Below are 23,849 nucleotides of genomic sequence, written 5' to 3'. Positions count from 1 at the left end.
ACGTCGCATGCCCTAACGGCAACCTTGCGGCAGGCTTTCCGCTTCCTTGACGAGCAGCCCCAGGCGGGCAGGCCGAGCGGCGGCAACCTCCGGCGTGTTCAGACGTTCTGGCGCTTTCGAAAAGTCTGGCGCTCACGGAAAATATAATAGCCGCCGGTGATCAGCGCGCCGTTGAGAAAGACGCTTCCCGCGTGCCAGACGGGCGGCAGGAGATAGGGGGCCAAGGTGGAGAGTCCGTCCCGGTCCGATAGGATGGCAACAACCAGCAGCGCCAGAAACATCGCACAGCCAAGAACGAGCGCGAAACAGAGCCAGACCAGCGTCATGGGCAGGCCGAGCCCGGAGCCTGCGACAAACGCCTCGCCGGGCGCGAGCGTCTCATCGAGGGCGGCGGCCGGCAGGATCAGCAACACCCGGTTCAACGCCGGCAGGATCAGGAAAATCGTCAATACGGCGAAAACGCCCAGTCCGCCGGCCCGGGTCGCGACAAAGCGGTTGCTCACGTAGACAGCGGTGAAAAGCGCTATGACCGTCGCGACGGCGATCAGAACGTAACGCAACCCGTAGCGCAGATGCCGCCGCTCGAACGGCGGCCGAAAAGGCGGAACGCCCTCACGCAGGAGCAGATGCCGGTGCCAGGGAACCGCGACCGCCATGCCGACAAGCGCCGCCATGGCGAGATGGACCAGATTGCGCGGGCCGGCGCCCGGCACGGGGCTGATCGCCAGCAGCACCAGACCCCAGATCGCGTACCAGCGCCAGGCGATGCGCACGAAGACGCCCCGATCCGCGCTCAAGGCCGAAAGCGTACCGAACAACAGGCGGCGAAGATAATCGAGAAACATCGACCCGACCTCCCGGCCCCTCCGCCGGGCGTCAGCTCCGCCTGGTATCCGGCCCCGGCGCATACCGCTCGCAAAAGATGTAATAGCCACCCGTGAGCACACCGATCTGCAGCGCCGTGGTGGCGATCTGAAGGGCGATGGAGAGGATGAAGACGGCAATCGTCCCGATGATCGATCCGCCGCCCAGAAGGCCGGCGAGAAGCGAAAGAGCATAGTCGAACACGCCAACGACGAGCGCCAGGCCGATGCCGGCCAGCGCCATCGGCAGGCCGAGCCCCTGGCTGTTGCCGAAGGCTTCGCGGAAGCCGAGGGGCTCATCGAGCGCGGTTGCCGGCAGGACAAGCGACAGCCGCATGAGAAGCGGGATCAGCAGGAGCAAAACCACCGCCACAACGACGATGATGAACACGGTGGCGCCGGCGCCTTCCGGCGAGCCCAGGAGGCTGGCCGCGAACACCCCCGCCACAGCGCCAACCAGGGCTGCCGGGATAACCAGCATCAACGCCACAAGGAACATTTTCAGGACATAGCGGAGCTCGCGGCCGCCGAAACGCAGGTTCATGGCGGCCGGGCTTTCCCGCAACAGAAGATTGCGGTGCCAGGCAACCGCGATCGAGCCACTCGCGCACAGCCAGATCAGAACGATCGGCAGGGCGATCAGCTTGCTGTCGCCGAAGAGCAGCGTTCCGGCAACGGAAAGAACGGCAATCAGCGCATACCATGCCCAGCAGATCCGGAGGAAGACGTCGAAATCAGCGAAGAGCGCCTTGAACGAACCGGTAAAGAGCCGGACGGTGGTGTTGACGAACATTGTGCCCCCTTGACGATCAAACCCGCGATGCTGCAGCCATTCTGACCTAACCGCAGAGGCCCGGGATTGCAATCAGCAGATGCGTGGCCGTCCCGGCCCACCGGCCCGCTCAGCCGTTGCCCCCGCGCCGACGTCCGCGTGACAGATCGCGCACCGAGGAGACGGCGGCCGCGGCCCGCTGCTTGTGCGCCCGTGCCCGCACCGCTTCCGCCCGCTCCCGTTCGGCAAGTTCAAGGCCGACCTTCTCGGCGAAGCGTTCGCGTGCCAGCGCGTAGGAGGTCGCCAGCAGCGAGCTGTAGAGCCAGGTGACGATGACCATCGCCCCCATGGGAAACAGCGCCGAATGCAGCACTGCCAGCGTCTGCGTGTCGGGCGCGACAAGCCCCAGAACGCCCAGCAGGAAATACCAGGTGAAGCCAAGGACCGCGGCAAGCAGCCAGATCGCGATGGCCGCGACCATCAGCGCCAGCCCGAAGCCCTGGCTGAGCCGCCAGGCATCGCCAAGGCTCAGGTCGTCGTCGAGCGCGATCGCCGGCAGCACCAGCGACAGGCGCTGCACCACGAGGATGACCAGGAAGGGGCTCGCCAGCACCAGGATCGCGGCAAGAGGCCCGACGAGTGGCGTCAGCAACAGAGCGGCGAACAGGATCGGCAGGAACAGCAACGCCCCGATCAGCCCGAGCACCACGAGCTTCCAGGCGACCCAGACATTGCGCGCGCCGAACGCGAGAAAGAACTCCCGCCGCCCGAGCAGGATCCGGCGCAGGTAGGCAACGCCGATGGAAAAACCAGCCAGCACGTTTGCAACGATGGCGAGCCCGCGCCAGGCCACTGTCCGCACCTCGTCGCCGGCGGCGATGGGCTCGACCATGTAGGAGCCGGTGGCAAAGCCCGCTTCGGGCATCAGCGGCAGGGAGATCGCCGCGTTGAGCGCAACCAGCAACAGCATGTAGCCCCAGCCAGCCGCGAACAGCGTCGCCAGTTCCTTGCGCGCCAGGGCCAGCGTTCTGCTCAGGACGATCAGGAACATGGGCTCATCCGTGCATCTCGCTGTCGTGGATCGCGGGCGGACACGCGCCCCGTCCCCGGAAATGAGGTCGGGCCGCCCCCCGGTCAAGGGCGCGATCCGCCGGATTGGAGCGCGAATGCGCCGATGCCGCAAGGGCCGGCCTTGCGAAAGAAGCCGGCGCGCCCTATTCAATCGACGGGAAGGCGACGCCCGGGGAGCGGTCGCGCAGACGCGCGCCGCGGAACGGAAATCGCCTCGCAGGGGGCCCGCCCTTTGAGGCGCGCGCCCCATCGCAGGCACGAGACGAACGGATCGGCGGCATGGATTTCACCGGCATGGACAGCGTGAGCGACGACGGCTTCGGCCCGGCACGACGGCGAACCTCGGTACCGGTCGCGGTCGGTTCCGTCACGGTCGGCGGCGGGGCGCCGGTCGTCGTGCAATCGATGACCAACACCGACACGGCCGACATCGACGGCACGGTGGCCCAGGTCTCGGCGCTGGCAAGCGCCGGCTCCGAGCTCGTGCGCATCACCGTCGACCGCGAGGAGGCCGCCGCGGCCGTGCCGCGCATCCGCGACCGGCTGGCACGCATCGGCGTCAACGTCCCGCTTGTCGGCGACTTCCACTATATCGGCCACAAGCTGCTCGCCGATCACCCCGACTGCGCCGAGGCGCTGGCCAAATACCGCATCAATCCGGGAAACGTCGGCTTCAAGGACAAGCGCGACCGCCAGTTCGGCGAGATCATCGATATCGCGCTGAAGCACGACAAGCCGGTGCGCATCGGCGTCAACTGGGGCTCGCTCGACCAGGATCTGCTGACCCACCTGATGGACGAGAACGCCGCCAGCGAACGCCCGGTCTCCGCCGCCGCCGTCATGCGCGAGGCGATCATCCGCTCAGGATTGCTGTCGGCCGAACGCGCCGAGGAACTCGGCATGGGCCGCGACAAGATCATCCTGTCGGCCAAGGTCAGTCAGGTGCAGGACCTGATCGGCGTCTACGCCGACCTGGCGCGGCGGTGCGACTACGCGCTGCATCTCGGCCTCACGGAGGCGGGCATGGGCACCAAGGGTATCGTCGCCTCAGCCGCCTCGATGGGCATCCTGCTGCAGCAGGGTATCGGCGACACGATCCGCGTCTCCCTGACACCCGAGCCCGGCGGCGACCGCACCCGCGAGGTGCAGGTCGCCCAGGAACTGCTGCAGGTGATGGGTTTCCGCGCCTTCGTGCCGGTGGTCGCCGCCTGCCCGGGATGCGGGCGCACGACCTCCACCGTGTTCCAGGAGCTGGCCCGCGACATCCAGGACAACATCCGCGAGCAGATGCCGGTGTGGCGCGAGAAGTACCCCGGCGTCGAATCGCTGAACGTCGCCGTCATGGGCTGCATCGTCAACGGCCCTGGCGAGAGCAAGTTCGCCGACATCGGCATCTCCCTGCCCGGCACCGGCGAGACGCCGTCGGCCCCGGTGTTCGTGGACGGCAAGAAGGTGACAACCCTGCGGGGGCCCTCCATCGCCGATGACTTCAAGGTGATGGTCGACGACTACATCCGCACCCGCTTCGGCGGCCAGAGCGGGACGGCAGGCCAATGATGCCCGGCGCGATGCCGCCGGCGGCCAGACCGGACGTTCTCGTCATCAACTCGCAGGTCGTGCGCGGCACGGTCGGCAGCCGCGTCTCGGTCTTTGCGCTGGAGCGCATGGGCCACGCCGTCTGGCTGCTGCCGACGATCCTGCTGCCCTGGAACCCGAGCCAGGGGCGCGGCGAGCGCATCGTCGCCCCGGACGCCAGCTTCGACGCCCTCGCCAACGACGTCGCCCATGCCGACAATCTGGCGAATGTCGGGGCCGTGATTTCCGGCTACCTGGGCAGCGCCGCCCAGGCCGAGGCCATCGCCCGGCTGGTGGCGGCGGTGCGAAAGGCCAACCCGGACGCGCTCTATCTCTGCGACCCGGTCGTCGGCGACGAGGGCGGGCTCTATGTGGCGGCCGAAACCGCCGCCGCCGTCCGCGACCTGTTGCTGCCGCTGGCCGATATCGCCACGCCCAACCTGTTCGAACTTCGCTGGATGACCGGCCAGACCATCGAGACAGAAATGCAGGCAATCGCGGCCGCTCGCGGCCTCGGCCTGCCGAGGGTGCTCGTCACCTCCGCGCCGGCGCTTCGCCGCAACTCGGTCTCCAACCTGCTGGTCACCATGCGCGGCGCGCTGGCGGCCGAGCACGGGCTGGTGCCGAATGCCCCCAATGGCACGGGCGACCTGATGTCATCCCTGCTCACCACCAATCTGCTTGCCGGATACGACGACGAGACGGCGCTAAAACGGGCCGCCGCCGGCGTCTTCGAAATGGTCGCGCGCTCGGTCAAGCAGGGCGCCCGCGACCTGCTCATTTCGAGCGAGCAGGCCTCGCTGGTGCAGCCGATGGCTCTCGTATCCTGCCGGCGTGTGCTCGACGCGCCGATGCGCGCCTGAAGGCGGTCGCGACGATGCGGGTCGCCGGCATCGACGGCTGCCGCGCCGGCTGGGCGGTGACCATCCGCGAACGCACCACCGACGGCCTGCTTCGCCACGACTTCCGCCTGTTTGCCGATTTTTCGGAACTCCTCGCCGACGAGAGCCTGTCCGTCCTCGCCGTCGACATGCCCATCGGCCTGCCGGATCGCGCCGGGCGCGGCGGCCGTGGTCCGGAAACGGCGGTGCGCCCCCTCCTTGGCGCGCGCCAGTCCTCCGTCTTCTCCGTGCCCTCTCGCGCCGCCGTCGCCTGCACCGATTACCGCGAGGCCTGCCGGGTCGCACTGGAAAGCTCGGATCCGCCGCGCAAGGTCTCGAAACAGGCATTCAACCTCTTCACGCGCATCCGCGAGATCGACGCGCTGATGGCTCCGAGCCTGGAAGACCGCGTCTTCGAGGTGCACCCCGAGCTTGCCTTCTGGCGGTTGAACGGCGAACGCCCGATGTCCCTGCCCAAGAAGCAGAAATCGGCAGGCCACGCGCCCGGCATCGCCGAACGCGCCGAACTGCTTGTGCGCCATGGCTACGAGAGGGATTGGTTCGAGCAGGCACGCCCCTCCGGGGTCGGGCGCGACGACCTGCTCGATTGCGCCGTCAACGCGGTGATCGCCGAGCGCATCGCTGGCGCGCGGGCGCAGCCCTTCCCCTCCCCGTTCGCACGCGACGGCAAGGGCCTGCGCATGGCGATCTGGGCCTGAGACGCGGGCCGGCCTAAGGCTTGGCGGGAGGGATCGGCGCCGCCGGATCGGCGATGCCGGCCGGCTGTTCGGTCTTGGAGCCGCCGGAGAAGAGACGACCGAAGAAACCGCCGGATTCCTTTTCCTTCGGAGCCGCGAAGGCCTGCTCGTTCGCGGGCGAGTTCGACGGGATCGGCGTCATCGGCGCGGTTGCCGTCTGCGCGGGAGCTGCCGGCGCGGGAGCTGCCGGCGCGACCGCTCCGGCCGGAACGCTGCCCGTCGGGGCCTCGTCCGCAGCCGCATTCTTCGTCTCGTCGTCATTGCCGAAGAAGGCGGCGATCTGTGCCTTGCGCTCCTCGGAGCGCTTCTCCGCCTCGACCAGACGGGCAATTTCCGCGTCATCCTTGCGCTCCTTGGCAAGCACCGCCGTCTCGATGCTCGTGGGCACCTGGAAGGCCGGGCACTGCGCGGTCGCGCGGAAGGGTGTTCCCTCCACCAGCGGAACGGCGTCGAACACGTAGCGCTTCTCGCAGACCTCGATCTTCGGCGGTGTCTTCGTCACCTCGAAGTGATCGTAGCCACGCTTCATCATCTTCCAGAAGTCGTAGTGCTCGCTGTCGCGATGCTTGGCCATGTTCTCGGCCGTCATGTGGAACGGGAAGGCCTGGACCTGGAAGGTGCGCTGGCCACCCTTGAAGCTCTCGCGCGCCAGCGCGTAGATGTCCTGCACCTGCGCGTCGGTCATCGCGTAGCAGCCGCGCGACGAACACGCGCCATGCACCATCAGGTTCGATCCCGTGCGCCCGTAGGCCCGGTCGAACTTGTTCGGATAGCCCATGTTGAAGGACAGGTGATAGCTGGAATTGGGGTTCATCAGGCCGGGCGTGATCTCGTAGAAGCCTTCCGGCGCCTGACGGTCGCCTTCCTTCTTCTTCGGCCCGAGGTCGCCGGACCATTTGCAGATCTCGAAGGTGTCGAGCAGCGCATAGCGGCCTGACTTGGTCTGCTTCCAGACCTCCAGCTCCGATTCCTGCTTGAAGATGCGCAGCATGATCGGGCTGGACATGTTCATGCTCAGCCGGGTCATCTTCGCCTTGATCTCACTGCTGACGGGGCGCATGTGCTTGGGGCCGTAGCCCAGCTCGTCCGCCTGGCATCCAGCCAGCACGGCCGCAAGCGCCAGCGCGGCAAGCGCCTTGCGCGGACCGCGGGCCATCCGCCCGAGGTCAAAGCCCGCGAAACTCCGCGCCATGCCGCTCGTCATGCTCATGTCGTTCCTTGCGCCTCTCGCGCCGATCAGCTCGCCTGCCCTGCCACGCCACGCACTGCAGACCAAGGGTCCGGGAGTTTGGTTGACGCAAGGTTACCAAGCCGCAATCATCTGGAGGCCGACGCACTGACGGGCAGGCGTCGCCGACTACCTGCTGCCTGATGATTCTGGCGTTTTGGCGGCAAGGCGCAACCGAAGCCTCACAGGCTCCGGCCGATCTCCAGAAACTTCTTGCGCCGATGCGCCCGGATCGCCGCCGCGTCCATGCCGTCGAAGCCCGCCAGCGCCGCCTCGATGGCCGCTCCGGCCCGGTCGACGACAATCTCCTTGGCGCGATGCGCGCCGCCGAGCGGCTCCTCGATGATCTCGTCGATGACCTTGAACTGCAGCAGGTCCTGGGCCGTGATCTTCATGTTGGTGGCGGCATCCTGCGCCCGCGCGCCGTCGCGCCACAGGATCGTCGCCGCCGCTTCCGGCGAGGCGACGCTGTAGATCGCATGCTCGAGCATGGCCACATGGTTCGCGGAGGCAATGGCGATGGCGCCGCCCGATCCGCCCTCACCGATGATCATGGCGACATTCGGCGTTCCCAGCGCCAGGCAGGCGTCGGTCGAACGTGCGATCGCCTCAGCCTGACCGCGCTCCTCGGCGCCGATACCCGGATAGGCGCCGGCGGTGTCGACGAAGGAGAGCACCGGCAGGCCAAAGCGCTCGGCCATCGCCATGATGCGCACGGCCTTGCGATAGCCTTCCGGCCGGGCCATGCCGAAATTGTGCTTGAGCCGCGACTGGGTGTCGGAGCCCTTCTCCTGGCCGAGGATCGCCACCGAGCGGCCGCGGAACCGGCCGATGCCGGCGATCACCGCCGCATCCTCAGCATAGTTGCGGTCGCCGGCCAGCGGCGTGAAGTCCTCGATCAGGCCGGTGACATAATCGAGCGCGTGCGGCCGGTCCGGATGGCGCGCCACCAGCGTCTTCTGCCAGGGCGTCAGCCGGGAATAGATGTCCTTGAGAGCCTGATCGGCCTTCTCTTCCAGCCGCTCGATCTCTCCCGCGATCTGGACTTCCTCGCCCGAAGCGGCGACGGAGCGCAATTCGTGGACCTTGCCCTGAAGATCGGCGACGGGCTTTTCAAACTCAAGGAAACTGTGCATCTGGGGTCGGGTCCGGGCGCTGCTTCTGCGGTATCTGGCGGTCGACAGGCCCAGGAAGGCCCGCCCGCCGATTGCGGCGCGACACTGGCGAGACCGGCCGGCCGTGTCAAGCCATCCGCGCAAGCATCCGCGCGCGAGGGTGCCGGAAAGGCCGCCTCCTCAGCGCGTCGCCTGGTCGCGCGCACCGCTGAGATCGAGCTTGCGCGGCTCGACGACGAGCGTGCCGCTCTTGGTGCCCATCTCGATGCGATAGGGGACATAAACATTGCCCGCGCCGAGCGGGGCAAGCCACGCCTCCATCTTCCGGTTCTCGGCCATATACTTGACAGACGCCACCGACGGGCGGTGGCCGGCAACCGGAATCCAGCGCGCCGAGCAGACGATCACCTGCCCGTCATAACCCTTTCCGGAGACCTCTCGCGTCTCCTTGTAGGAAAGCTGGATATCGAAACGGGTCCAGCCGTCGAAAACCGGGATCTTGCGCGCGCACACGCTCTTCTCGTCGCCGCGCCTGGCGCTGATCGGCATCAGAATGGCGCTCAGCGGATCGACCACGCCGCGCGTGTGCTTCTTGGTGACCTTGATGCGCTCCGCGTTGGGCTTGAACTTCGGCGTGACGCGCATGGAGCGCACCTTGCCGGAGCCCTGCTCCAGATCGACGAAGAAATCGCGGTCGGCGGCGCGCGACGCCATCTTGTAGCGCGCCGGACGTACCGACTTGCCGGAGAGCCAGCCAGAGGCTTCCGCCCCGCCCTTTCCGGAGGAAAACAGCGTACCAATGCCCGCCGGCTCCATGCCGGCCTTGGCCGAATAGGCATTGCCCTGAACGACCAGCGACAGCGACCCGCGCGCGATCGTCAGCCCGGAAACGGAAATGTCGTAGACACCTCCGAGCCGCGTGGTCTCCGCCGCCGCCGGTCCGGCCGGCAGGGAACACAGCAGGAGGCCTGCGGCAACAGCGGCCGTCGCCCGCCCGGCGCGGCGCCCCTTCGCGAAGACATCTTTGAACATCGGACCCTCATCCGGGCCGCGCCCCGGTGGGGCCGACCGCTTGAAACGCGATGAAACTCGAGACTCCCCGCCGCGACGGACAGCCGTGACACCGGGGAACATTTCACGGCCATTGTCCCGTGGCACGGTAACCGCATGGTTAATGGACTGCAAATGATTGCCGCCAAATGCGGGCCACCCGGCACAGAAAGGCCGGCGACGCGGAGCCGGGACGGGAGGATCCCTTGCCATGCCGGCGCGTATCGCTCTTGACGGCGCGGTGGAGGTTCCTTATAGCAGGCCGACTTTTCATCCATTGCCGCGAGCCTTTCGCCGGACCGGATCGGGTTCGCGAGGGAAGCGGTAGTTGTGTATGGCGGGATCTCCCGCAATCGAACCGCCCGCAGCAAGCCTTGCAAGCTGCGAACAGACGACCAACGATCGGCAACGATCAGACGAAAACAAGAAGGTGTCCCATGGCCCGCCGTTGCGAACTGACCGGCAAGGACGTGATGACCGGTAACAACGTCAGCCACGCCAACAACAAGTCCCGTCGCCGGTTCCTGCCGAACCTGTGCAACGTGTCGCTCATCTCCGACGCTCTCGGCGCGACCTACAAGCTGCGCATTTCCGCGCATGCCCTGCGGTCCGTCGAGCATCGCGGCGGCCTCGACGCCTTCCTTCTGAAGGCTGCCGAGAGCGAGCTGTCGCCGAAGGCACGCATCCTGCGCACCGAGATCCGCCGCCGTCTGGCCGAGACCTCGGCAGCAGCAGCGGCCTGATTGCGCTTCTCCGCGCCCGACGACGGCGCGGAGGCGACAGGACACACGAACAGCCGTGATCGCGTGATCGCGGCGACTGCCGGAGGCGCCATGGCGCCTCCTTTTGGCGTTTGCGGTGCGCCTCGCGCCGGCGGATTGCCGGCCTTTCGCGCCCCCCTGCCGGAGACAGACCCCGCATGCCCCTGGACCAGCCCATTTCCCGCTTCACCGCACCCCGCGCGCTGGTGGCCGTGGCCGCCATGGCCGTCGTCGTCGTCGCCTCGAATATCCTGGTCCAGTATCCGGTCATCGCCACATTTGGCGGCCTAGAGCTTGCCGACCTGCTGACCTGGGGCGCCTTCACCTATCCGGCCGCCTTCCTGGTCACCGACCTGACCAACCGCCGTTTCGGCCCCCAGGCGGCGCGCAAGGTGGTGCTGGTCGGCTTCGCCCTCGCCGTCGTCCTGTCGGTCTGGCTCGCCACGCCGCGCATCGCCATCGCCTCGGGCTCGGCCTTCCTCTGCGCCCAGATGCTGGACATCGCCATTTTCAACCGCATGCGCCGGCAGGCCTGGTGGAAGGCGCCGGTCGCCTCCTCGCTGATCGCCTCCGTGCTCGACACGGCTCTCTTCTTCGGCATCGCCTTCGCCGCCGCCGCGACCCCGCTGCTGGGCTTCGGCGACGCGTTCGCCACCGGCACGGCCCCCTTCCTCGGCGTGTTCGCCCTCGAGGTGCCGCGCTGGCTGTCCTGGGCAGCCGGCGACCTCTCGGTCAAGCTGCTGGTCGCCACGCTGCTGCTCCTGCCCTACCGGCTCCTGCTGGCCTGGCTTTCGGTCACGCCCGCCCCCAGCAACGCCTGAGGCGACACCGCGCGTGCGCACGAAAAAGGCCGGCCCGCAAGGGACCGGCCTTTTCTCTTTCCGCGCGCCGCACGGGCTCACTCACATTTGCGGAACCGGCAGCTTGCGCCGGCGGCAGGCGGCGACCACCGTGTTGGCGAGCAGGCAGGCAATCGTCATCGGCCCGACACCTCCGGGCACCGGCGTGATCGCACCCGCAATCTCGCGCGCCTCGGCGAAGGCGACATCGCCGACCAGCCGGGTCTTGCCCTCGCCACGCTCGGGCGCCGGAATGCGGTTGATGCCGACGTCGATGACGGTCGCGCCCGGCTTGATCCAGCTCCCGCGCACCATCTCCGGCCGGCCGACCGCGGCGACCAGCAAATCTGCACGGCGGCACAGCGCCTCGACATCGCGGCTGCGCGAATGGGCCATGGTCACCGTGCAGTTCTCGTTCTGAAGCAGCAGCGCCACCGGCTTGCCGACGAGAATGGAGCGACCGAGCACCACCGCATCGAGACCGGTAAGATCGCCGCCGAGCGCTTCCTTGGCGAGGATGACGCAGCCCTGCGGCGTGCAGGGCACGAGCCCCGAGCGGCCGAGCACAATGCGCCCTGCATTCTGCGGATGGAGGCCGTCGACATCCTTCGCCGGATCGATGGCCAGCACCACCTCGTCGGTGTCGATCTGGGCGGGCAGCGGCATCTGCACGAGAATGCCATCGACACCCTGATCGGCGTTGAGCTTGTGCACGAGCGCCAGAAGATCGGCCTGGCGGGTGTCCGCTGGCAGCCGGTGCTCGATGGAGCGCATGCCGCACTCTTCGGTCTGGCGCACCTTGTTGGTCACATAGACCTGGCTTGCCGGATCCTCGCCGACCAGCACGACGGCAAGACCGGGGCGCAGCCCCTCGTTCTTGCGCAGCTTGGCCACGGCATCCGCCACGCCGGCGCGCAACCGGGCGGCTCGTGCCTTGCCATCGATCAGGGAAGCGGTCATGGAACCTCCGGGTATCGCATGTCGGAAAGAAAAGGGAACGGGCCTCGCGCGGACGCCGGCAAGGGGGCCACCGGGCGAAGACTAGCCGGATGGATGCGCGAAATCGGCAAGCAGAGCGACAAGACGTTGCCGCTCCGCGTCATCGCCGGCCTCGAGACGGAATTGCTTGAGCCGCGCCGTGGATCCGGACGAGAGACGGACGGCGCTCTTGGCAAGCCCCAGGCGCTTCGCCAGCAGAGCGCCGACGGCCGCATTGGCCGCCCCCTTGTCGGGCACGGCGCGCACCTTCACCTTGAGCACAGCGCGCCCGTCGGCCAGCACCGAAACGCCCTCGATTTCGTCGCGCGAGGCATTGGGCGTGGCGCGCACGCTGAGCCGCACTCCATCCGGAAGCGTCTCCCAGGGGCACGGCTCGCCGGTCATCGCGGCCTCAGTAGACGTAAGGATAGACGTAATAGGCGATCACCCGCTGCAGCAGGAAGATGCCGAGAAGCAGAACGATCGGCGAGATATCGAGGCCGCCCATGGAAGGCACGACGCGGCGGATAGGGCGCAGAAGCGGCTCGGTCAGATTGTAGAGCGCCTGACCGATCATCGCCACGAACTGGTTCCGCGGGTTGACGATGTTGAACGCATAAAGCCAGGAGAAGATTGCGCTTGCGATGATCACCCAGGTGTAGAGATTGAGGATCACGAAGACGACGTCGAGAATGGCGCGCATGTCGGGAAGGGCTCCGGCTCGGATCGTGAAGGGTCTGCCCTCATGTAGCCGCCCCGGCCCGCGCCCGCAAGCTTGCAGCTGCGCCAACCGGCCCAGCGGACGCAGAGGCAGCGGATAAAGCGGGGCTCGGTTAACGCCCCCTCCCCGGCCCGCGCGCGTTCTGCACAGGAAGCCGGTGACGGGCCTTGACAGCCCCCCTTCGCCTCCCCTAAATGCCGCTCACGCTCATAGAGCGGGGCCGTAGCTCAGATGGGAGAGCGCTGCAATCGCACTGCAGAGGTCAGGGGTTCGATTCCCCTCGGCTCCACCAATTTCCTTATGAATTATATTTTCATTTCAATTCAATAGCCTGACACGGGACTGCCGCCCTGGCGCGGTCGGTTTGACTGTCTCCCGACATAAACCGGAAGAACCCGCCCGATCATCTCAAGGCCGTGCGCAGCTCTGCTCTCTCTTTGCCACCTTGTGCTTCGAAATGAAGCCCTTCCACCCCGATGACCTCGCGACGGGCCGCGCGCCATGTGTGGCGCCAGCCAGCCACACGGACCGGCGGACCGGATTTACCGGCCCGAGCCTTCGGTCGCGCCCGATGCGGGCTTGAAACGCAACAGGCAGCCATTGGAAACGAGAACCGTCATGCAGACGCATGTAAGACCCGCCACTGCTTTCGATGTTGCCGGCATCTTCCACGTGAGAACCTCCGTGACCGAGAATGTCCTGACAGTCGCCGAACTGACCGACATGGGCATCACGGAAGCCTCGATCACGGAGATGATCAATGCTTCGACTTGCGCATGGGTCGCGGTCGAGAATGGTCAGATCGTCGGGTTTTCCATGATCGACCCGGACGAGGGCTCGCTTTTCGCGGCCTTCGTGCTTCCGTCCCATGAAGGCCGGGGGATCGGCAAGGCGCTCGTGCGGTTCGCGGAAGATGCCCTGTTTCAAAGTCATGCGAACATTTGGCTCGAGACGGGCAAGACAACCCGCGCCGCCGGCTTCTATCGCCGCCTTGGCTGGGGAGACGAACAGGATCTTGGCGCGGGCGACATCCGGCTTGTGAAGCAGCGCGCCTGGCAACAGCAGGGTTCGCAAGGCGCAGACCACCACATTCCGCCTACTCGTAATCGGTGAAAGTCGGAGACGGAAGCCGGGTGCTGAGCCGCCGTCGATGGCGCATGACGAGCGGATGGAAGACGTCGCCGAAGATATGCGTCCAGGGAACCGGATAGCGCGAAGGCACGCCATCAACCAGATCGCCGGGGCGCTCCTTTGGCAGGCGCGCCGGATTGGCCCGAAGGGCCGGCAGCAGCCGGTCGAGCCGCCGGTTCATCTCCGCCCACCAGCGTTCGCACAGCGGCGTGGCCGGCCGAAAGACGAAGGCGCCGCCACCGATCAACTCCCGATAGTGTAGCTGCAGCCACTTGCGGTGCAGGTAGGCGCGCGCCGACCGGTCGAACCGCTCCCCCAGCTGCTGGCTCGAACTGTACATGTTCGAGATGACGCCCGGGTTCGGCTCGCTGTAGCCAACCGCCCAGAGCCGGTCATTGCGCTCCAGTTCCGCAAAGCCCGGCTCCCAGGAGTGCTGGCAGGGCTTGATGTCCGCATAGCCGCCACCGTGGCGCAGCATCGCGTAGCAGCGCAGGAAGTCGGCCCGATGCGCCAGATTGAGAAAGGGATAGGCCGGATGCAGATCGGCGGCAGGAACAAAAGCCGCAAGGTCGTCGCCGGTGACAAACTCGACCTGGCATTCCGACACACGGGTAAGCGTCTCAAGCCCGCGCCGCCGGTTCTCGGACATGGCATTGGCACCGGTCCAGAAGCAGAAGATGCGCCGCTTCATGCGGTGCCCTCATCCCGTGGGGTTCGTTCAGGCGACGTCTCCACTGCCCCTAGGGCAGGCACCTCACATAATCCTGATCGCCGACAGAAAAACAACCACCTGCCAAATGATTTGCCGGCAGGATCCCCCGCGAATGTTGCAGCCCCACCACATCGCCCAGGAAAATTAACCCAGGAAAAGCCGGAAAAAGACAAATCTCTCACGCGCAAGGCGGATAGGACGTCTGCCTCAGGTCCGCCTCGCGCCGCGCATGCGCCAAATCCGCTACGTCCAATGGCATCCCGACTTCAGCGACCTGCCTCCCGTGCGCACCGCAACGTGAAATTCATTCAACGGAGCCGAAATCAGCCACCGATTGTGCAGCCATCCCCTGTCCTTTAAGCGAAGGAGGCGCATGCAAAACGCCTGTTGCGATCCCCGGTTCGGGTTGCCGGCGGGTCGCCCTCCTCCGATTACGGAAGCGAGACGGCCGGGCGTTCGCTCATTGGGGGGAAACAAGATGTCGCTGGAATTCCGCACCGCCTGTACCCGCACGTACCGGCCGACGGCGCGAGACATGATACGCGCCCGTCTGCTCACCGGCACGGCGCTCGCGGGGATCGCGCTGGCAATGTCGGCCGGGCTGCCGGCGCAGGAGGCGCGCGCCCAGGCCGCGACGCCCGACCTCGAGGTCGACACGGCGATTGTCGGCCAGTACTTTCTTGAGCAGGAACACGCGGGCGGTGGCGTCTTTCATCTGAGCAACACAGGGTCCATCACCGACAATGGCCCCTCGCAGGCCGCACTTTCCTCCGATGCGTCTCCAGCGGCGGCCGTGGGCTGGACGATGAACATCGACGGGCAGATCAGCGCAACCGGATCGAACGGCGTGGGCATCGGCTCCTACGCCGACGAAACGATCACCATCGGCAGCTCGGGCGTCGTTCAGGCGAACAACGCCACCGGCGGTACCGGCATCTCCTCCATCAACGGCGTCAGCATCGACAACTCCGGACAGATTTCCGGCGGCTTCGCCGCAATCATGGCCGGTTCCGGCAGTCTGTCGCTGATCAATCGGGAGGGCGCCTCCATCCAGGGCATCACCCAGATGACCTCTGTCTCCGGCGGCACTGTCGACAACGCCGGCCTGATGAACAGCACATCCTCCCTCGGCCACATCGTGCTTCAGGGCGACGCCACCGTCTACAATCGCGCCACCGGCGTGATCACCTCTGACAGCAACGCGCTTTTCATCAAGGAAGGCAGCGGCAGTGTCGAGAACTGGGGCGAGATCACGACGCGCTCGCTGCATGGCGCGAACAGCGCCGTCTATCTTTACAACAGCGGCTCGGCCATCAACCACGAAGGCGGTACGATTTCCGGCGCCATAGGCATTCGCTTCGGAAACAGCGCCGGCCAGACAACACAAAAGGCGACGCTCACCAACAGCGGCTCGATCACGGGCACCGCCTACTACCCGGTCCTGTTCCAGAAGCTCGACGAGGCGAGCCTTACCAACACCGCGACGGGGAACCTCGAAGGCCTGCTTCACGGCGTCTTTCTCACCGACGTGACAGCCGGCGAGATCATCAACGCCGGCACGATCAAGGGCGCCACCGCGATCACACTGTCGGGCACGACCAAGGCCACCATCCACAATTCGGGCCGTATCGAGAGCACGGATGAATACGCCATCAACAAGAACGCAACCTCATCCTACGACCTGACGCTCGACACCGGCTCGAACATCATCGGCAAGGTGAAGGCGGACAGCGGCGACACGCTCACTCTGAAGGGCAGCGGAAGGGAGGACGAGGATCTCCAGGGCTTCGGAACGCTGACCATGGCCGGCGCGGCCTGGACGCTGTCGGGCGCGGTTCAGGCGGACACGCTCGATCTCACGTCTGGCGCGCTGACCCTGACCGGCTCGAACATCGACTTTGGCAGCATCACCGTTGCCAACACGGCCAAGCTCATTGTCAACGGCAGTTTCGCGTCTCCGGTGACGACAACGCTGTCCGGAGGCGCCCGGCTCGGTGGCACCGGCACGGTGGGCGAGACCACGGTGAATTCGGGCGGCATTCTCAGCCCGGGCAACTCCATCGGCACACTCAACGTCGCCGGCGACGCAACCTTCAATGCCGGCTCCATCTACGAGGTGGAAGTCGATCCCGCCGGAGCGGCGAGCGACAAGACCATCGCCTCGGGAGCCATCATCATCAATGGCGGCACCGTGCGGCACATCGGCCTGTCGGGAACCTACAGCCCGACAGCGACCTACCGGATCCTCGAGGGAGGAACCGGCCTGTCCGGCTCCTTCGACAACGTTGCATCGGACTATGCGTTCCTGACGCCGGAGCTCATCTACGACCGCACGAACTATACGGTCGACCTCAAGCTCGCGCGCAACGACATCAGCTTCGCGGACAAGGTCGCGACGGCAAACCAGATGGTCGCGGCCGCCGCCGTCGAAACACTCGGCCTTGGCAATGCCGTCTTCGACGCAGCCGCCGTGCTGCCCGACAACGCCGCCGTTCTCGGGGCCGCCTTCGACAGCCTCTCCGGTGAGATTCACGCCAGCCTTCAGTCGACGATGATCGAGACGGGCAGCCAGCTTCGCGACGCGGTCAACGACCGGCTGCGCACGGCCACCGCCGGCGGTGTCCGCCCCTCGGCTCCGCTGCTCGGCTACGCGCCGACGGCGGGCAGCAGCTCGCCGACGGGCAAGGTGCTCGCCGCTTCCGCGGACGCGACCGGCTGGGCCGTGTGGGCACGCGGCTTCGGCGGCTGGACGACGAAGGACGGCAACGGCAATGCCGCGGCGCTGACCTACAGCAACGCCGGCGTCCTGATCGGCGCCGACCTCGACGCCTTCGACAGCGTCCGCCTCGGCGTTTTCGGCGGCTACGGCCGCACCGACATCAACGTCAGGGCACGCGGCTCCTCGGGAACCGTCGACAGCTATCATGTCGGCGCCTATGGCGGCACGTCGTGGGCCGCGGGGAGCGGCCTGCTCGCCCTGCGCAGTGGCCTCTCCTACACGTGGAACGACGTCGACACCTCCCGCAATGTCGCCGTCGGAGCGCTCGGCGGAACGCCCACGGCCGGTTACAGGGCGAGGGCCATGCAGGCCTTCGGCGAGGCCGGTTACAGCTTCGACATGGGAGCGGCAAAGGTCGAGCCCTTCGCCGGCCTGGCCTATATCGGCCTGCGCACCGACGGCTTCAACGAGGCCGGTGGCGCGGCCGCGCTGGCGGGTCAGAAGTCCGACATGGACACGCTGTTCTCGACCCTGGGCGCACGCGGCGCGACCAGCGTCACGCTCGGCACGCTGCCGCTGGAGCTGACCGGCGCCATCGGCTGGCGTCATGCCTTCGGCGACGTGACGCCGGTCGCCACCAGCAGCTTCGCCGGCGGGTCGCCCTTCTCCGTCGCCGGAACGCCCATCGCCCGTGACGCGGCGCTGCTTGAAGCCGGCATCGGCGTCGCCCTCGCCGAGCGGGCCCGCTTCGCGCTCGGCTACAAGGGGCAGATCGCCGAGGACGCCCGCGAGCACGCCGTCACCATGCGCATCAGCGCCCGCTTCTGACATCAGGCGCCACGACAAGCAAAAGCCCCGCTTCCGGGATCCGGAAGCGGGGCTTTTTCGTGATTGGCGAGCCTTTCAGGGCTGCAAGACGCGGCCTGGTCTCACGCCGTCCGCTGCTTCGCCAGGATCTGGCGAAGGAAGACGGGAACGACCAGAGCAACGCCGATCAGCGTTGCCACCAGGTGCGGCGCCACAAGCAGGACCGCCGCCAGCACCAGCAGCACCCGCTCATAGGCGTGAAGCGGAGCGAACAACCAGTTGGCGAAGGCCGCCGATAGCATCCAGATGCCCGCCATGGCACCAAGCGTCGCCAGGAAGAACTCGTTCCAGGTGAAGCCGTCGACGACGATCAGCAGCGACGGCGAGAAGGCGAAGACGAAAGGCACCAACGCCTTGCCCATGCCGAGCCGGAAGGCCGTGTTGCCCGTCTTGAACGCGTTCGCCCCGGCGATGCCGGCCGCCGCATAGGCGGCAAGTGCCACCGGTGGCGTGATATCGGCAAGCACGCCGAAATAGAACACGAAGAAGTGGGCGACGAGCGGCTGCACGCCAAGCATGCCGAGGATCGGAGCCGCGACCGCGATCATGATCAGATAGTTGGCCGTCGTCGGAATGCCGCAGCCCATCAGGATGCAGACGACGGCCGTCATGATCAGCGTGAACAGCAGCGTCAGCGTCGAGACGCCCATCAGCTCGAAGGGCAACACCGCGAACCAGCCATGGACGTTCTGCGCCCAGTCGGCAGCGACCGTGGTGACCATATAGGCAATCTTGAAGCCGACGCCGGTCAGCGTGACCACGCCGATGATGATGCCGACCAGCGCCGCCGCCGCCGTCACCGACAGCGAGTATTTGGCGCCAACGACAAACCCGTCCCAGGCCTCGCGCACGCTCTCGCGCACCGCGGTTTGCAAGTCATGCCGAAGCAGGTTCTGGATCGCCAGAACGAGAAGACAGGCGGTGATGCCCCAGAAGGCGGCGAGATAGGGCGTGCGGCCCGAAAGCAGGATTGCGACGAGCACGAAGAGCGGCAGCGTCGTCAGCCAGCCGGCCTTGAACACGGCCCAGGCAACCGGCAACTCCTCCTTGGTCATGCCGCGCAGGCCGCGCGCCTTGGCCTCCAGGTGCACCTGCACCAGCACGCCGAAGAAGTGCATGAACGCGGGCACCAGCGCCGCCGTCAGGATCGTCGTCAGCGGAACCCCGAGATACTCGATCATCAGGAAGGCGACGGCGCCCATCACCGGTGGCGTGATCTGGCCGCCGGTGGAGCTCGCCGCCTCGACGGCGGCCGCGAAATGGCGCGGATACCCGATGCGGATCATGGCCGGAATGGTCAGCGAACCGGTCGTGACGGTGTTGGCGATGGAGGAGCCGGAGATCGAGCCGAGCATCGCCGAGGACAGCACCGACACCTTGGCCGGCCCGCCCGCATAACGCCCGGCGACCGCCGAGGCGAGGTCGATGAAGAGCTGTCCAAGGCCGATGCGGGTGGCCAGGACACCGAACAGCACGAAGTGGAAGACATAGGTCGAGATGACCCCGAGTGGCGTTCCGAAGATGCCCTGGCTGGTCAGGTAGAAGTGGTTGACCATGCTGGACCAGCTCGCGCCGGGATGAGCCAGGATCCCGGGCATCGACCGGCCGAAATAGGCATAAGCCATGAACAGCAGCGCAATCACCGGCAGCGGCCAGCCCATGGCACGCCGCGTCGCCTCGATGAGGACGACGATGAGGGTCGTGCCCATGATCACGTCGATCGGCAGCGGATCACCGACCCGGAAGGCAAGCTCGTTGAAGATCCAGGGCACATAAAGCGCAGAGACCGTGCCGGCGATGGCCAGCACCCAGTCGATGAGCGGCAGGCCAAGCGGTCGAATGGCACCGGCCTTGGGCTCACGCTGAGTTCCCCAGGCGGCGAAGAGCAGGAAGATCAGCGCCATCGTGAAGGCAAGGTGCACGCCGCGATGGGTGGTTGCCTGCGGAATTCCGAAGCCGGAAGTGTAGTAGTGATAGCAGGACAGTACGAAGAGCACTGTCGCGGCGAAGCCCGACAGCAGCGGTGGCAGCGGTCTGAACCGCACCTCCGGGTCGAAACGCTCCTCCAGCGCCTGCATTTCCTGTTCCGTCAGCGCCTCGGCGCGGTCGGTGTCCGGTGTCGCCCCCATCGTGCGTCCCTCGTGATGATCGCGAAACTCGCGTGAAGATGCCGAAAACAGCACGACCCGGTTCGTCCGGAACCGGGTCGTGCATTGTCATCGTTCAGATCGAGCCCTCGAACCGTCAGTCGGTCTTCAGGCCGGCCTCGCGGTAGAACTTCTCCGCGCCCGGATGCAGCGGGATGCCGACGCCGTCGAGCGCCGTCTCCGGCGTGATCTGGCGGCCCTTCTGGTGGCCGGAATCGAGCAGCTTGCGGGTGTTCTTGTTCCACAGCGCCTTGGTGATCTCGTAGATCAGCTCTTCCGGCTGGTCGGCGCTGGTGATCCACTGCGCACCGACCGAAAGGGTCGTCACGTCGCCGTCGACCCCCTCATAGGTGCCCGCGGGAACCGTGTTGGGCGCGAAGAACGTGTACTTGCCGGTGATCGCCGTAGCCTCATCGCCGGAGATCGGCACGAGGGTGATCTTGTGCTGGCTGGCCAGCTCGGCGATGGCGCCCGCCGGGAAGCCGCCGACGAAGAAGAAGGCGTCCATGGCGCCGTCGCGCATGCGCTCCGCGGCCTGGTCCGGCTTCAGGAAATGCGCCTCGACCTTGTCCTCGGACAGGCCATAGGCCTCGAGGATGAGACGGGCGTCGACCAGCGTGCCAGAGCCCGGCTCGTCGAGAGAGACGCGCTTGCCGGCAAGATCGGCAACGCTCTTGATGCCGCTGTCGGCGGAAGCGACCAGATGGATCGTCTCCGGATAGAGGTTGGCGATGGCGCGCAGCTTCTCGACCGGGGCGCGGTCGGTCCAGATGCCGGTGCCGGAATAGGCCCAGGTGGCAACGTCGGACTGGGAGAAGCCGGATTCAAGCGTCCCGCCGGCAATGGCGTTGACGTTGGCGACCGAACCGTTGGCGGAAAGCGCCGTTGCGATCAGACCCGGAACGCCGCAGGAACCGCCCTGGTCGCACGGACGCGAGCCCGGAGGGCTGGAGATCGCATTCGCGATCAGTCCGCCGATCGGATAGTAGGTCCCGGCGGTGCCGCCGGTGCCAATGCGGAAAAACTGCGGCTGCTGGGCAACCGCAAGGCCGCTGACGAGGAGACCGCCGATTACGGCTCCGATAAATGCTAGGCGACGTGACTTCACTTCAGCCTCCCTAAAGGAAAATATTAACGGAACCTTTCCGTTAGCATTCCTGTGCGCGCGCATCAACGGAAACCGCGCCGCTCTTCCCCAGTCACGCGAAACCCGCGGAGACGACACGCCAGGGTGCATCGCCTCCGCGGGTTCCGGCGAAAGTCAGGCGAGACGCAGCAACAATCCGGAAATCAGCTGCGCCCGCTCGACGAGGCTCTCGGTGTAGATGTGCTCGTTGAGCGTGTGGAGATCGCGCCCGCGCACGCCGATGGAATCGATGGTCGGAATGCCCATCGCACCGGTGAAGTTGCCGTCGGAACCGCCGCCGGCCGAGCAATGCGAAAGATCGAAGCCGACCTCCGAGGCGACCTGGCGGGTGATCTCGTAGAGCGCCATCGTGCCCTCGTCCGGCTCCCAGACGGGACGGGTGACGCCGCGCGTTACCTCGACGATCACGTCGTCATACTCGCCCGAAAGCGACAACATCCGCTCCACGCCCCGGTCCAGGTCCTCCTGGCGCTTGGCCATGGACAGCACCTCCGCGTCGCAGAACGAGGAAACGCAGTTGACCCACTGGCCGGCGTGAACGACGCCGACGCTGAAGGTGCAGTCCTCCGTGGTCATCGCCTCGATCTCGAGGATCTTGCGCGCCATGGCCGCAATTGCCGAGCGTCCGTCGGCGAGTGCCCAGCCGGCATGGCTCGGGCGACCCGTGGTCCGCAGGTTGAAGCGTGCGATGGCGTAGCGCCCGGTTACAGCCGAGCCATCACGATGGGCGGGCTCGGGGACGAGCACGTATTTGTTCTTCGCCGCCTCGCGCTCGATCAGATCGCGCGTCGAGGGGGTGCCCACCTCCTCGTCGGGGGTGAACAGCACGGTGACGGGAAGCGGCGTCTCGAGGCCGGCAAGCGCGATCTGGCGAAGCGCTTCGACGGTGACGTAATTGCCGCCCTTCATGTCCAGGATACCCGGGCCATAGCACCGGTTCTCCTCGATGCGGAACGGCAGCTTCTCCAGCGTTCCGAGCGGATGCACCGTGTCGAGATGGCCGGAAACGAGGATGCCGGGCTTGCCCGCGTCCTTGTGCGGGAAGGTGGCACGCACCGAGCCGCCGAAGCCCATGCGACCGGGAATGCGCTCGATGCTCGCGCCGGCGACGGCGAGATCGTAAGCGGCAAGATCCATCATCCTGTCGACGGCGGCCGCGTCGAAGGTCGGGCTCTCGCATTCCACCCAGGGCTTGAGGCCGGCGAGGATGGCGTCGGTGTTGAACGGCAGGTCCTTGAAGGTCATGGCGTGCTTCCGGTGTGACAGGGATCGGTGCCCGCCTCCGATGGAGGCGGGCTCGGACCGCGCGCGCTGCGCGCGGCCGGCTGGATGCGGAAGGGGTCAGGCCGCCTCGAGGCGGCGCTCGACGATGCGCGCAAGAATGCTTGCACCCACCGGCAACATGTCATCGTCGAGGATGAACCCCGGATTATGCACCGGCACGCCACCCTTGTGACCAAGCGTGCAATAGGCGCCCGGCACGACCTGCAGCATGTCGGCGAAGTCCTCGCTCGCCGAATTGACCTGCTTCGTGTAGGTCGCCTTCTCTGCCCCGACAATGTCGCGAGCGGCCTCCAGATAGGCATCCGACAGAGCCGCATCATTGTTGAGCACGGAGAAGATCGGCCGCAGGTCCGGCACGATCTCGACGCCGTAGCTCTGCGCCATGCCGGCACACATGGCGCTCACCCGGTCATGGATGAGATCGCGCACCTCGTCCTCGAAATAACGGATCGTGCCGGAGATCACGGCCTGGTCGGGCACCACGTTGTAGGCCGAACCGGAATGGATCTGGGTAACCGACAGCACGGCCGCGCTGGTCGGCGGCACGTTGCGGCTGATGATCGACTGAAGCTGCTGCACCAGCGCGGTGGCGATGACGATCGGATCCTTCGAGTGGTGCGGCGCCGCGCCATGGCTGCCAACGCCGTTGACCGTGATGTCGAAGAAGCTCGCCCCCGCCATCGCCGGCCCCGGCTTGACGCCGAATTCGTTCTCGGCCGCAAGCGGGTTGTTGTGCATGCCGTAGATCTCGTCGCAGGGGAAGCGATCGAAGAGACCGTCGGCGATCATCGCGCGCGCGCCGCCAAGACCTTCCTCGGCAGGCTGGAAGATAAAGACCACCCGGCCGGTGAAATCGCGGTTCTCGGAGAGATAGCGCGCCGCGCCCAGCAGCATCGTGGTGTGCGCGTCGTGGCCACAGCCATGGAACTTGCCGGGCGACTGCGAACGAAAGGGCAGGTTCGTGTGCTCGTCCATGGGCAGCGCGTCCATGTCGGCGCGCAGTCCCACCGATCGGCCCGCCCCGCCGGTTCCCTCAAGAATACCGACCACGCCGGTCTTGCCGATGCCGGTGTGCACCTCGATGCCCCAGGAGGCGAGCAGCTCAGCCACCTTGCCCGAGGTGCGAACCTCCTCGAAGCCGATCTCCGGATGCGCGTGAAAATCCTGGCGGATGGCGGTGAGTTCCGGTGCGAACTCGGCGATACGGGAAATGACTGCCATTTTTCTTTC

21 protein-coding genes and 1 tRNA gene are annotated in these 23,849 nt (G+C 66.6%); 8 read left to right on the top strand and 14 right to left on the bottom strand.

Annotation, left to right across the window (positions count from 1 at the left end; all coding sequences use genetic code 11):
* Nucleotides 1–98: 98 nt before the first annotated feature.
* The 3 genes from ACN0WF_RS04755 to ACN0WF_RS04745 form a co-directional block, all read right to left on the bottom strand.
* Nucleotides 99–845 (bottom strand): hypothetical protein, encoded by a 747-nt coding sequence (locus tag ACN0WF_RS04755; protein ID WP_417771630.1) that lies wholly within the window; start codon nt 843–845, stop codon nt 99–101.
* Between the two features lie 31 nt (nt 846–876).
* Nucleotides 877–1,656 carry a hypothetical protein gene (locus ACN0WF_RS04750; RefSeq protein ID WP_417771629.1) on the bottom strand — a complete coding sequence of 260 codons (780 nt, stop codon included), beginning with the start codon at nt 1,654–1,656 and terminating at the stop codon, nt 877–879.
* 109 nt (nt 1,657–1,765) lie between these two features.
* Complete coding sequence (locus tag ACN0WF_RS04745) at nt 1,766–2,686, bottom strand: 4-hydroxy-3-methylbut-2-en-1-yl diphosphate synthase (RefSeq protein ID WP_417771628.1); 921 nt, start codon at nt 2,684–2,686, stop codon at nt 1,766–1,768.
* Between the two features lie 299 nt (nt 2,687–2,985).
* Here ACN0WF_RS04745 and ispG point away from each other — a divergent pair, with 299 nt between their 5' ends.
* Genes ispG through ACN0WF_RS04730 form a run of 3 tightly spaced genes read left to right on the top strand, consistent with a single transcriptional unit; the run spans nt 2,986 to nt 5,881 of the window.
* Nucleotides 2,986–4,263 (top strand): flavodoxin-dependent (E)-4-hydroxy-3-methylbut-2-enyl-diphosphate synthase, encoded by a 1,278-nt coding sequence (gene ispG / locus ACN0WF_RS04740; RefSeq protein ID WP_417771627.1) that lies wholly within the window; start codon nt 2,986–2,988, stop codon nt 4,261–4,263.
* A complete protein-coding gene (gene pdxY, locus ACN0WF_RS04735) occupies nt 4,260–5,144 on the top strand; it encodes a pyridoxal kinase (protein WP_417771626.1) in 885 nt (294 codons plus the stop codon). The genes ispG and pdxY overlap by 4 nt, the downstream gene beginning before the upstream one ends.
* A 14-nt stretch (nt 5,145–5,158) precedes the next feature.
* Nucleotides 5,159–5,881 (top strand): DUF429 domain-containing protein, encoded by a 723-nt coding sequence (locus ACN0WF_RS04730; RefSeq protein ID WP_417771625.1) that lies wholly within the window; start codon nt 5,159–5,161, stop codon nt 5,879–5,881.
* A gap of 13 nt (nt 5,882–5,894) precedes the next feature.
* Here the strand turns inward: ACN0WF_RS04730 and ACN0WF_RS04725 are convergent, their stop codons facing one another.
* From ACN0WF_RS04725 to ACN0WF_RS04715, 3 genes are all read right to left on the bottom strand, one after another.
* A complete protein-coding gene (locus ACN0WF_RS04725; protein WP_417771624.1) occupies nt 5,895–7,130 on the bottom strand; it encodes a L,D-transpeptidase family protein in 1,236 nt (411 codons plus the stop codon).
* Between the two features lie 200 nt (nt 7,131–7,330).
* Nucleotides 7,331–8,284, bottom strand: a complete 954-nt coding sequence (locus ACN0WF_RS04720; protein ID WP_417771623.1) for an acetyl-CoA carboxylase carboxyltransferase subunit alpha — start codon at nt 8,282–8,284, stop codon at nt 7,331–7,333.
* Between the two features lie 159 nt (nt 8,285–8,443).
* The gene (locus ACN0WF_RS04715) at nt 8,444–9,295 is read right to left on the bottom strand and encodes a DUF3108 domain-containing protein (RefSeq protein WP_417771622.1); all 852 of its coding nucleotides are present in this window, start codon (nt 9,293–9,295) and stop codon (nt 8,444–8,446) included.
* A gap of 455 nt (nt 9,296–9,750) precedes the next feature.
* On the opposite strand from ACN0WF_RS04715, the gene rpmB reads away from it, so the two are divergent.
* Both rpmB and ACN0WF_RS04705 read left to right on the top strand, forming a co-directional pair.
* Nucleotides 9,751–10,056 (top strand): 50S ribosomal protein L28, encoded by a 306-nt coding sequence (rpmB, locus tag ACN0WF_RS04710; RefSeq protein ID WP_417771621.1) that lies wholly within the window; start codon nt 9,751–9,753, stop codon nt 10,054–10,056.
* Between the two features lie 176 nt (nt 10,057–10,232).
* Entirely contained in the window at nt 10,233–10,895 is a 663-nt protein-coding gene (locus ACN0WF_RS04705) for a VUT family protein (protein WP_417771620.1), read from the top strand.
* 81 nt (nt 10,896–10,976) lie between these two features.
* On the opposite strand, the gene folD is transcribed toward ACN0WF_RS04705, so the two are convergent.
* The 3 genes from folD to ACN0WF_RS04690 all read right to left on the bottom strand — a co-directional run bounded on the left by folD (nt 10,977) and on the right by ACN0WF_RS04690 (nt 12,594).
* On the bottom strand, nt 10,977–11,873 hold the full coding sequence (folD, locus tag ACN0WF_RS04700; RefSeq protein ID WP_417771619.1) for a bifunctional methylenetetrahydrofolate dehydrogenase/methenyltetrahydrofolate cyclohydrolase FolD: 897 nt from the start codon (nt 11,871–11,873) through the stop codon (nt 10,977–10,979).
* A gap of 81 nt (nt 11,874–11,954) precedes the next feature.
* Complete coding sequence (locus ACN0WF_RS04695) at nt 11,955–12,296, bottom strand: DUF167 family protein (RefSeq protein ID WP_417771618.1); 342 nt, start codon at nt 12,294–12,296, stop codon at nt 11,955–11,957.
* A gap of 7 nt (nt 12,297–12,303) precedes the next feature.
* On the bottom strand, nt 12,304–12,594 hold the full coding sequence (locus ACN0WF_RS04690) for a YggT family protein (RefSeq protein ID WP_417771617.1): 291 nt from the start codon (nt 12,592–12,594) through the stop codon (nt 12,304–12,306).
* A gap of 234 nt (nt 12,595–12,828) precedes the next feature.
* On the opposite strand from ACN0WF_RS04690, the gene ACN0WF_RS04685 reads away from it, so the two are divergent.
* A tRNA-Ala gene (locus tag ACN0WF_RS04685) sits at nt 12,829–12,904 on the top strand.
* A 209-nt stretch (nt 12,905–13,113) separates the two neighbouring features.
* The gene (locus ACN0WF_RS04680) at nt 13,114–13,725 is read left to right on the top strand and encodes a GNAT family N-acetyltransferase (protein WP_417771616.1); all 612 of its coding nucleotides are present in this window, start codon (nt 13,114–13,116) and stop codon (nt 13,723–13,725) included.
* Here ACN0WF_RS04680 and ACN0WF_RS04675 read toward each other — a convergent pair.
* On the bottom strand, nt 13,709–14,434 hold the full coding sequence (locus ACN0WF_RS04675) for a hypothetical protein (protein WP_417771615.1): 726 nt from the start codon (nt 14,432–14,434) through the stop codon (nt 13,709–13,711). The two genes, ACN0WF_RS04680 and ACN0WF_RS04675, sit on opposite strands and share 17 nt — an antisense overlap.
* 499 nt (nt 14,435–14,933) lie before the next feature.
* Between ACN0WF_RS04675 and ACN0WF_RS04670 the strand changes: the two genes are divergently transcribed.
* Nucleotides 14,934–18,002, top strand: a complete 3,069-nt coding sequence (locus ACN0WF_RS04670) for an autotransporter domain-containing protein (RefSeq protein ID WP_417771614.1) — start codon at nt 14,934–14,936, stop codon at nt 18,000–18,002.
* A gap of 101 nt (nt 18,003–18,103) precedes the next feature.
* Here ACN0WF_RS04670 and ACN0WF_RS04665 read toward each other — a convergent pair whose 3' ends face one another.
* The 4 genes from ACN0WF_RS04665 to ACN0WF_RS04650 form a co-directional block, all read right to left on the bottom strand.
* A complete protein-coding gene (locus ACN0WF_RS04665) occupies nt 18,104–20,170 on the bottom strand; it encodes a TRAP transporter permease (RefSeq protein ID WP_417771716.1) in 2,067 nt (688 codons plus the stop codon).
* A gap of 115 nt (nt 20,171–20,285) precedes the next feature.
* On the bottom strand, nt 20,286–21,296 hold the full coding sequence (locus tag ACN0WF_RS04660) for a TAXI family TRAP transporter solute-binding subunit (protein WP_417771613.1): 1,011 nt from the start codon (nt 21,294–21,296) through the stop codon (nt 20,286–20,288).
* Between the two features lie 153 nt (nt 21,297–21,449).
* Nucleotides 21,450–22,580: a M20/M25/M40 family metallo-hydrolase gene (locus tag ACN0WF_RS04655; RefSeq protein ID WP_417771612.1), complete on the bottom strand. Its 1,131-nt coding sequence runs from the start codon at nt 22,578–22,580 to the stop codon at nt 21,450–21,452.
* 96 nt (nt 22,581–22,676) lie between these two features.
* On the bottom strand, nt 22,677–23,840 hold the full coding sequence (locus ACN0WF_RS04650; protein ID WP_417771611.1) for a M20 aminoacylase family protein: 1,164 nt from the start codon (nt 23,838–23,840) through the stop codon (nt 22,677–22,679).
* Between the last annotated feature and the right edge of the window lie 9 nt (nt 23,841–23,849).

The sequence above is a fragment of the Stappia sp. genome (genome assembly GCF_048268045.1).
Lineage (GTDB): Bacteria > Pseudomonadota > Alphaproteobacteria > Rhizobiales > Stappiaceae > Stappia.
This window is presented reverse-complemented; position numbering and strand designations above follow the sequence as displayed.

Coding starts and splice junctions, on each gene's coding strand:
- pdxY (WP_417771626.1), top strand. CDS start 4,260: ATGATGCCCGGCGCGATGCCGCCGGCGGCCAGACCGGACGTTCTCGTC.
- ACN0WF_RS04675 (WP_417771615.1), bottom strand. CDS start 14,434: ATGAAGCGGCGCATCTTCTGCTTCTGGACCGGTGCCAATGCCATGTCC.
- ACN0WF_RS04680 (WP_417771616.1), top strand. CDS start 13,114: ATGTGTGGCGCCAGCCAGCCACACGGACCGGCGGACCGGATTTACCGG.
- ACN0WF_RS04665 (WP_417771716.1), bottom strand. CDS start 20,170: ATGGGGGCGACACCGGACACCGACCGCGCCGAGGCGCTGACGGAACAG.
- rpmB (WP_417771621.1), top strand. CDS start 9,751: ATGGCCCGCCGTTGCGAACTGACCGGCAAGGACGTGATGACCGGTAAC.
- ispG (WP_417771627.1), top strand. CDS start 2,986: ATGGATTTCACCGGCATGGACAGCGTGAGCGACGACGGCTTCGGCCCG.
- ACN0WF_RS04655 (WP_417771612.1), bottom strand. CDS start 22,580: ATGACCTTCAAGGACCTGCCGTTCAACACCGACGCCATCCTCGCCGGC.
- ACN0WF_RS04705 (WP_417771620.1), top strand. CDS start 10,233: ATGCCCCTGGACCAGCCCATTTCCCGCTTCACCGCACCCCGCGCGCTG.
- ACN0WF_RS04730 (WP_417771625.1), top strand. CDS start 5,159: ATGCGGGTCGCCGGCATCGACGGCTGCCGCGCCGGCTGGGCGGTGACC.
- ACN0WF_RS04745 (WP_417771628.1), bottom strand. CDS start 2,686: ATGTTCCTGATCGTCCTGAGCAGAACGCTGGCCCTGGCGCGCAAGGAA.
- ACN0WF_RS04715 (WP_417771622.1), bottom strand. CDS start 9,295: ATGTTCAAAGATGTCTTCGCGAAGGGGCGCCGCGCCGGGCGGGCGACG.
- ACN0WF_RS04725 (WP_417771624.1), bottom strand. CDS start 7,130: ATGAGCATGACGAGCGGCATGGCGCGGAGTTTCGCGGGCTTTGACCTC.
- ACN0WF_RS04750 (WP_417771629.1), bottom strand. CDS start 1,656: ATGTTCGTCAACACCACCGTCCGGCTCTTTACCGGTTCGTTCAAGGCG.
- ACN0WF_RS04695 (WP_417771618.1), bottom strand. CDS start 12,296: ATGACCGGCGAGCCGTGCCCCTGGGAGACGCTTCCGGATGGAGTGCGG.
- ACN0WF_RS04670 (WP_417771614.1), top strand. CDS start 14,934: ATGTCGCTGGAATTCCGCACCGCCTGTACCCGCACGTACCGGCCGACG.
- ACN0WF_RS04755 (WP_417771630.1), bottom strand. CDS start 845: ATGTTTCTCGATTATCTTCGCCGCCTGTTGTTCGGTACGCTTTCGGCC.
- ACN0WF_RS04720 (WP_417771623.1), bottom strand. CDS start 8,284: ATGCACAGTTTCCTTGAGTTTGAAAAGCCCGTCGCCGATCTTCAGGGC.
- ACN0WF_RS04690 (WP_417771617.1), bottom strand. CDS start 12,594: ATGCGCGCCATTCTCGACGTCGTCTTCGTGATCCTCAATCTCTACACC.
- folD (WP_417771619.1), bottom strand. CDS start 11,873: ATGACCGCTTCCCTGATCGATGGCAAGGCACGAGCCGCCCGGTTGCGC.
- ACN0WF_RS04650 (WP_417771611.1), bottom strand. CDS start 23,840: ATGGCAGTCATTTCCCGTATCGCCGAGTTCGCACCGGAACTCACCGCC.